This is a genomic window from Bacillus sp. M6-12 (assembly GCF_002860285.1).
Classification (GTDB): domain Bacteria; phylum Bacillota; class Bacilli; order Bacillales; family DSM-1321; genus Peribacillus.
This window is the reverse complement of record NZ_PGVF01000017.1, coordinates 71,449-79,176: the sequence shown is the minus strand read 5'-3', so window position 1 is coordinate 79,176 and position 7,728 is coordinate 71,449. Positions and strand designations below refer to the sequence as shown.

General features: G+C 41.4%; 6 protein-coding genes and 2 pseudogenes. 6 read left to right on the top strand and 2 right to left on the bottom strand.

Annotation, left to right across the window (positions count from 1 at the left end):
• Positions 1 to 314 precede the first annotated feature (314 nt).
• Positions 315 to 389, top strand: a pseudogene (locus CVD28_RS29360) (hypothetical protein); the annotation flags it as partial.
• On the opposite strand, the pseudogene CVD28_RS27580 reads toward CVD28_RS29360, so the two are convergent.
• Positions 387 to 551: pseudogene (locus tag CVD28_RS27580) on the bottom strand (pyruvate formate lyase family protein); the annotation flags it as partial. The pseudogenes CVD28_RS29360 and CVD28_RS27580 sit on opposite strands and share 3 nt — an antisense overlap.
• Here CVD28_RS27580 and pflA point away from each other — a divergent pair.
• The 5 genes from pflA to CVD28_RS19820 all read left to right on the top strand — a co-directional run bounded on the left by pflA (position 547) and on the right by CVD28_RS19820 (position 5,672).
• A complete protein-coding gene (gene pflA, locus CVD28_RS19840) occupies positions 547 to 1,230 on the top strand; it encodes a pyruvate formate-lyase-activating protein (RefSeq protein ID WP_101595718.1) in 684 nt (227 codons plus the stop codon). The pseudogene CVD28_RS27580 and the gene pflA overlap by 5 nt on opposite strands.
• A 429-nt stretch (positions 1,231 to 1,659) precedes the next feature.
• The gene (locus tag CVD28_RS19835) at positions 1,660 to 2,931 is read left to right on the top strand and encodes an MDR family MFS transporter (protein ID WP_101595715.1); all 1,272 of its coding nucleotides are present in this window, start codon (positions 1,660 to 1,662) and stop codon (positions 2,929 to 2,931) included.
• Between the two features lie 93 nt (positions 2,932 to 3,024).
• On the top strand, positions 3,025 to 3,483 hold the full coding sequence (locus CVD28_RS19830; protein ID WP_101595712.1) for a DinB family protein: 459 nt from the start codon (positions 3,025 to 3,027) through the stop codon (positions 3,481 to 3,483).
• A 316-nt stretch (positions 3,484 to 3,799) separates the two neighbouring features.
• Positions 3,800 to 4,807 carry a rod-share determining protein MreBH gene (mreBH, locus tag CVD28_RS19825; RefSeq protein ID WP_101595710.1) on the top strand — a complete coding sequence of 336 codons (1,008 nt, stop codon included), beginning with the start codon at positions 3,800 to 3,802 and terminating at the stop codon, positions 4,805 to 4,807.
• Positions 4,808 to 5,102: 295 nt separating this feature from the next.
• A complete protein-coding gene (locus tag CVD28_RS19820; RefSeq protein WP_101595707.1) occupies positions 5,103 to 5,672 on the top strand; it encodes a thioredoxin family protein in 570 nt (189 codons plus the stop codon).
• Positions 5,673 to 5,744: 72 nt separating this feature from the next.
• On the opposite strand, the gene abc-f is transcribed toward CVD28_RS19820, so the two are convergent.
• Positions 5,745 to 7,649: a ribosomal protection-like ABC-F family protein gene (gene abc-f / locus CVD28_RS19815; protein ID WP_101595735.1), complete on the bottom strand. Its 1,905-nt coding sequence runs from the start codon at positions 7,647 to 7,649 to the stop codon at positions 5,745 to 5,747.
• Positions 7,650 to 7,728 lie beyond the last annotated feature (79 nt).

Here is a 7,728-nt window from a genome sequence, read left to right as displayed (position 1 = left end):
TTTTGTCGACAATCTGAAATCACCTATAATGGTGATTTTTCTTTTGATCGAATTAGAAGTCATGCCGGTTTTTCCTGAAAATTAGCATTGTTTTATTCCCATTTTATTCATTAAAAATCTTAATCCTTCATGAATAAAACTTCTATAGTAATGGAAATATCAAAATACAGGATGGAGAATTTCAGTATGAAACCAACTGCAATTTCTTTTATTGGATCAATTATTGTAATTTTTAATACAAGGGTATATTGGCCCTATAATAGCAACTCTTGGTCCTGCTAACCCTTATATTCATCCTCATTATTAAGTTCCGTGATGCATATGGCCGCGGAAGAATAATCGGAGACTACCGCAGGGTATCCCTTTACGGTGCTGATAGATTAATAGAGATTGTCTAATGTATGAAGGAAGCGGAAAGAGTTCTTCTTAATAAAAGTTCTTCTATCCATTGCCATACCGCCGATTGATTCTGTTACCCATGTAGGGTCTCCGCTGAACAATTCATTGCAATCAGGTGTACGGGCGAATTTGACAAGGGGAAGCTTCATGACAGTTGACGGACCCGGCATTCGATATATTGTTTTCACTCAGGGCTGCCTGCTGCGCTGCCAATATTGCCATAATGTAGATACATGGGGAATTGGCAGGGGCAAGCGAGCGACAGTAGATGACATTATCAAAGACTTACAATCATATCTCCCCTTTATTCAGGCATCTAAGGGAGGAATCACTGTAAGCGGTGGTGAGCCTTTGCTTCAAATCCCATTTGTGAAAGCACTATTTAAAGAGTGCAAACGGCTCGGAATCCATACAGCGCTGGATTCATCTGGAGGGTGTTTCTCAGAGGCTCCGGCATTCTTGCAGCAATTGGATGAGCTATTGAAATATACTGATCTCGTTCTCCTTGATATCAAGCATATCGACCGTGAGAAGCATTTAAAATTGACCGGAAAATATAACGAGCATATTCTTACTTTTGCAAAGTACCTGTCCGATAAAAAAATCCCGGTTTGGATCAGGCATGTTTTAGTACCTGGCATTACAGATGATACCCTTGATCTAAAGAGGCTCGGCAATTTTATTCAGACACTGAGTAATGTCGAAAAAGTGGAAGTCCTGCCTTACCATAAGCTTGGAGTTTACAAATGGGAAGCCCTAGGACTTGAATACCCTCTTAAAGATATGGACCCCCCATTTGAGGAAAGTGTTAGCTTGCTATCCAGCTGTTAACCCAGACTCCATAGCTTTTATTACTTCTCTCATTACAAGGAGTGATCCCAAACACGGTGATCACTCCTTTCTTTATTCCACTCATTCTAGCTTTTCAATTTTTTTGTCAGTATTACACTCTCTTTTGGTCAATTTGTAAATTATTGTCCGGGAAATACAGGGGTTTTCGACATATCCCCCTCCGGTCTCTAAGGAGTAATGACAGAATGTATCCTTTTGGATATACCTATGAGGGAGACAAAGATCTATTACCCACAGAGTAAAAACTCGTCCTAAATTCTCTGTCAAAAGATAATCAAGTTTTCATATACTTTTTAAAGTCAGAGAGTTATAGTAAAAAAGCGGAAGTTACTGGAAAAGATTGTTTTTCCGTAGGTAATGTTGTTTCCCATAACTAACTGATATTTTTACGAAAGTGAGAACTTATATATGCGTCTTAGAGATTGGGATAGGAATTTAAAAATCCGCCTGGCAGGGGAAGCACTAGTAAACATTTCATTCTGGATGTTCTTTCCCTTCCTCGCAATCTATTTTTCGGATTCGTTCGGAAAAACTGCTGCCGGGCTGTTATTAATTTTTTCACAGGTATTTTCAGTTGCTGCAAACTTAATGGGAGGCTATTGTGCTGACCGTTATGGACGGAAGCAGATGATGGTCCTTTCTGCTATCGGACAAGGAATTGCGTTCTTTGTTTTTGCCTATGCGAGCTCCCTATGGCTCGATTCCCCAGTGTTAGGCTTCATCAGTTTTACAGCAGTAGGCATTTTTGGTTCGTTCTACTGGCCGGCTAGCCAGGCGATGGTTGCTGATGTTGTTCCGGAAAAGGACCGGAACAGTGTTTTCGCTATTTTTTACACTTCCATTAATATAGCGGTGGTAATAGGTCCGATATTGGGCGGTATTTTTTATGCAGAGCATCGGTTTGAGCTTTTGCTTGCTGCGGCCATTCTGAATACGCTGCTTGGACTCATTCTTTCCAAGCTTTTAAATGAAACAGCACCGCCGTTTATCCAAAATAGCGAGAATAATTCCACAAAAAATTGGACCCGCGTTTTCAGGGACCAGCTTAAGGATTATGGAGTTATTGTAAAGGATAAAACGTTCCTTCTATTTATAGTTGCTGGAGTATTGGTCGGCCAAACCTTCATGCAGCTGGATTTGCTGATCCCCGTTTATACTAAGGATGTTATTGATTCCCAAGTGCTTCTTTCACTAGGTGACCGCACTTTCCATATTGCCGGGGAGCAGGCTTTCGGTGTTCTTATTTCCGAGAACGGATTTTTGGTTGCTCTATTTACAATAGCTGTGACCAAATGGATGACCTTATACAAAGAAAGAAATGTATTTATCCTCTCATCTGCTGTATATGCAGTATCGATTATTATGTTCAGTCAAACCCATTGGATCTGGGGGCTGATCCTGGCAATGGCTGTTTTCACATTTGCAGAGTTAATGGGAGCAGGAATCCAGCAGGGGTTCATTTCAAAACTTGCTCCTGAAAACATGCGTGGCCAATATTTTGCTGCTGCCAGCCTTCGTTTCACAATCGGGAGAATGATTGCCCCGTTATCGATCCCGCTATCGGCCTGGTTCGGATATAACAGCACATTCTGCCTGCTGGCTTTGCTGGCTTTGCTTAGCTCATATATGTACTATCTTATGTTCAGGAGATTTGATAAGCAAAATCTGAAAGCAAACTAAGGCGGCTGATTTTGAAACTTGTAAATCATATTATATAATTTCTTTATTAACTTTGGCCTTCCTGCCTACATTAAGATTAAAGGAGAGTTTGTTATGGCAAAAATTAACGGTTTCATTGATAGCTGGTTAAGCCATCGTAAAGCGTTGCTTGAATTAGCGGACACGTTCGGAGATGATCAGCTTCAATTCAAGCCTTGGGAAAACGCAATGTCTCTTTCCGAGCTGGTTCTGCATATAACAGGCGCAACAAGCATGTTCGCGCAAACTGTGAAGAACGGTGTGTTTACTCCTCCACCTGAACCAAAAGCGTTTGAAACAGCCAGTGATTTAAAAGCTATTATTCAGAATGAGACAGAAAAAACGGTATCTGACCTTGAATCTCTTACTGATGAACAATTAGAACTGCCCGTTGAGTTCTACGGCATGACAATGCCTGGCCTTGACTTGCTTGAAAACGGCAAGGATCATGAAATTCACCATAAAGGTCAGCTGTTCACCTACGCTCGATTATTGGGAATTGAATCACTGCCATTCTTTGTAAGCCGCTCTTAATCTATCTAGAAGTTACGAAAAGGCCGGAGCCTCCAAGTCATCAGTGGGAGGCTCTTTTTTCACCTTTGACAGATGCTGCCAGATGCAGAAAAATACCAAATTGCCATATTTTCATAGCAATTTAATATAAAGGCTATTAAAATCCCGCTGAATTCCTTATTCAGAAATAAATCCCTTTTTCTTAAGGAATCCCTTTATAGCAGTAATGAAAGCGCACAAATTTTCTTGCCCATTATTTACCACCTCAAGATACCCCCATAAATTCGGCAAATTATGTAGAATGCTTATATGGGAATCTGATTAAGGGGTGACTTGATTGTTTAATAATACTGAAATAGGAATTGATTTAGGTACTGCAAATATATTAGTATACAGCAAAAATAAAGGGATCATTTTAAATGAACCATCTGTAGTAGCAATAGACACCGAGACAAAACAGGTGCTGGCGGTTGGTACAGATGCAAAAAACATGATTGGTAAAACGCCTGGCAATATTGTAGCGGTACGCCCGCTTAAAGATGGTGTTATTGCTGATTTTGACATCACTACACAAATGCTGAAGCAAGTCATGAAAAAATCCGGCAAACAGCTCGGCCTTTCCATCCGAAAGCCAAATGTTGTCGTTTGTACTCCTTCAGGGTCAACGTCGGTTGAACGAAGGGCAATCCAGGATGCTGTGAAAAGCTGCGGCGCAAAGCATGTACATCTAATAGAAGAGCCTGTAGCCGCTGCAATTGGTGCGGATTTGCCGGTTGATGAACCAATTGCGAATGTTGTAGTTGATATCGGAGGCGGAACTACTGAAGTGGCCATTATTTCATTTGGCGGTATTGTATCCTGCAATTCTATTAGAATTGGCGGAGACCAGCTGGACGAGGATATCATTCAGCATATTAGAAAAAAGTATAATTTATTAATTGGTGAAAGAACTGCGGAGCAAATCAAAATGGAAATTGGGTATGCGCTTGTCAAGCATGATATTCTTTCTATGGATATACGCGGACGTGATTTAGTAACCGGTCTCCCAAAAACAATTAATCTGAGCTCTGACGAAATTCAAACTGCTATTAGGGAATCTCTGTTACATATTCTCGAAGCAATCCGTTCTACCCTTGAAGATTGCCCGCCTGAGCTTAGCGGCGATATTGTTGATCAAGGTGTAATTTTAACTGGAGGCGGAGCATTATTAAATGGCCTTCAGGAATGGCTAAGCAGTGAGATTGTCGTTCCTGTCCATATTGCACCTAATCCATTGGAGGCCGTAGCGATTGGAACCGGCCGGTCGCTTGATGTTATCCATAAGCTTCAAAAAGCGGCAAAATAATTAGCTTATATCAGATGAAGAATTTTATGAATATAGTATTAGGAGTGCTTTGATCTTCGAGATTAAAGCACTCCTTTTTTATGGAAAAAGGGGTGGAGCTGCGCTGTTTGTTCGGTATGTTTAACAGTGTTAAAATATAAAATGTTTAGGAAATGATTGTTAATTCTTCTTGCCATGCATAACTTGGATTAAAACTCATTTTTATTTTCTGCTTATATATAAACACCTCAAGCAAAAGACACCTTGATTACAGGCTGCTTGTGCTAAAATGTTTTGCAAAAGGAGGAATAGTTTTATGAATTCATTAATCAGCTGGTTTGAAAAGGGAAAAACGACAGAAGAATACGTGAACAGCATGAAGGTTAATAAAGAAAATCTGGAAGCGATAATGGGAAAATTCCAGCTTTCTGATTATGATAAAACAAGGATTGCTCCATTAGGAGGAGAACAGCTCCGAGCCATTGTCCTTACAGCGGACTGGTGCGGAGATGCAATGGTAAATATACCGATCTTAGTCAAAATAGCTGAATCAGCAGGCATTGATATTCGTTTTTTAATCCGCGATGAAAATCTGGAGCTGATGGATCAGTATTTAACAAATGGAAAAGCCCGCTCCATACCGATCTTTATTTTTATTGATCAAAACGGAGAAGAAGTTGCTAAGTGGGGGCCAAGAGCACCAGAAGTCCAAGCTTTTGTTGATGAGTTAAAAGACAATACCATGCCAGCAAAAGAGGACCCTGCATACGATGCAGCTTTTAAGCTCTTTGTCCAGACCGTAACCAACCGCTTTCTCACTGACGAAGAATTATTGATATCCATTAAAAATGATATTCTAAAAACATTGGAAACTCCCCGCAAATAATTCAAATAAAATCCCAGTTGGCCCCGATTAAGGGTTAACTGGGATTTTTCAAAAAAACACTATGCAAGCAGCCTACTGACCTTCTCCTGCCTCCACCAGCTGTTCATATAACTCATCACGCCGAAGCTCCAATTGGCTCAAGCGCTCGTAATTCATTTGAAGCTGCGATAAATCAGCTTCCTTTTCCATGTTACGCGAAATAACGCCTATCTCACTTTCGATGGCTTCCAGCTGTAATTCTATTTTTTCCAGACTGGCTTTATCACTGTTCTTCTTTTTGGCAGGTTTGATTTTCGTTTCTACTTTCACAGTTTCTAAAACTGCTTCTTGTTTCTCGCTCTGCTTTGCCCGGATCTCTGCCATTTTCCTTTTTGCGTAATCATAATTTCCCCCAATATGATGGAGGGCAGCCGATTCCAGCCAAAATGTCTTGTAAAAGAGTTTATTAAGCAAATATCTGTCATGGGATACCGCAAGAATGGTACCTTGAAAATCCTCAAGGGCATCCTCTAGCACCTCACGCGAATCTATATCTAGATGGTTTGTCGGCTCATCCAAAATTAGCAGATTAATATCCTGGTGCATGAGTTGTGCAAGCCTGAGCCGCATCCGCTCTCCCCCGCTAAGCTGGCCGACTTTGCGAAAAACAGAAGGCCCGTAAAACAAGAACCCGGCTAATATATGCCTCGCTTCCCCTTCTGCAACGTTTACTTCCTCCCTGAATGCTTCTAAAACTGTCTGAGTCGAACCAGCTGTGTAAAGATGCTGTGATAAATATCCCGCTTTAACATTGCTTCCGAGGTATACTTCCCCAGCCTCAACCGGAATTTCACCAAGCAGCATTTTTAAAATCGTTGATTTCCCTGTACCATTCTCACCGACAATCGCCGCTCGCTCCTTAAATTGGAGATGCAGGCTGGCGTCCTGAAACAAAAGCTTTTCTCCAAAGGATTTGGAGGCATTTTTAATAAATACTACGTCTTTACCGCTTCGGTCAGCACTCTCAAATTGAAGCTCCATCTTTTTGCGGTCCAGAACGGGGCGTTTCAGTTTTTCCATTCTCTCCAGCGCACGCTCCATATTAGTTGCCCGTTTATGGAGGCTTGCACTGGGAGGGTTTGCACGGTTGGCCCATTCTCTCAGCCGCTTGATTGCCTCTCGCATCTTCCTGATTTTTTTCTGCTGCTCCTGGTAAGCCTGAAATTCATCCAGCAGCCGTTTTTCTTTTTCTTGCACAAATCCCGAATAATTTTGATGGTAAACGGTAAGTTCCCCATCTTCCAGATCAACTACTTTTTTAACAACCTCATCCAAAAAATATCTGTCATGGGAGATAACCGCTACCGTACCAGCATAGTCCCGGATAAATTGTTCCAGCCATTCAACTGCTGAAATATCCAGATGGTTCGTTGGTTCATCCAAAAGCAGCAACTCAGGAGTCTGCAATAGGATCAGCCCTAAGCATATCTTTGTCTTCTCTCCGCCACTCATACTTGAGAACAGGCAATTCAATAACGCATTTATCTTCAAGCCATTTGCCACTTTTGTTACTTTGGCTTCCACTTCATACCCGTCGAGCAGGGTAAATTTCTCCTGAAGCACTCCATATTCGGCAAGGAGTGATTGCAGCTGGTTTTCATCTACCCCGACAGACATCCTTTCCTCGTACTGCTTCATTTTTTCAGAGATGTTGACAATTTCTGCGAATGCAGTCATCAAAACATCCCTTCCAGTCATGGCAGAGTCGAATTCCGGTATTTGGGATAAATACCCGATAGATAATCCCTTCCTAATAAAAACCTGCCCGGCATCTGGAGTTTCACTTCCAGCAATAATCTTCATAAACGTCGTTTTACCGCTGCCATTTCGGCCGACCACCCCAACCCGGTCCCCCGCATGGATTTCAAGCGAAAGATTTTCAAATATTGTATTTCCTCCATAATTTTTGCTTATCTGCTGTAATCCACAAACTATCATCACCATTACTCCTTTGTCCATCATATTTGACGGACTCCTTCACCCGGTATCTTTCTGTCTTTTAAATATTGCTTGCCAA

Coding starts and splice junctions, on each gene's coding strand:
- pflA (WP_101595718.1), top strand. CDS start 547: ATGACAGTTGACGGACCCGGCATTCGATATATTGTTTTCACTCAGGGC.
- CVD28_RS19835 (WP_101595715.1), top strand. CDS start 1,660: ATGCGTCTTAGAGATTGGGATAGGAATTTAAAAATCCGCCTGGCAGGG.
- CVD28_RS19830 (WP_101595712.1), top strand. CDS start 3,025: ATGGCAAAAATTAACGGTTTCATTGATAGCTGGTTAAGCCATCGTAAA.
- CVD28_RS19820 (WP_101595707.1), top strand. CDS start 5,103: ATGAATTCATTAATCAGCTGGTTTGAAAAGGGAAAAACGACAGAAGAA.
- abc-f (WP_101595735.1), bottom strand. CDS start 7,649: ATGATAGTTTGTGGATTACAGCAGATAAGCAAAAATTATGGAGGAAAT.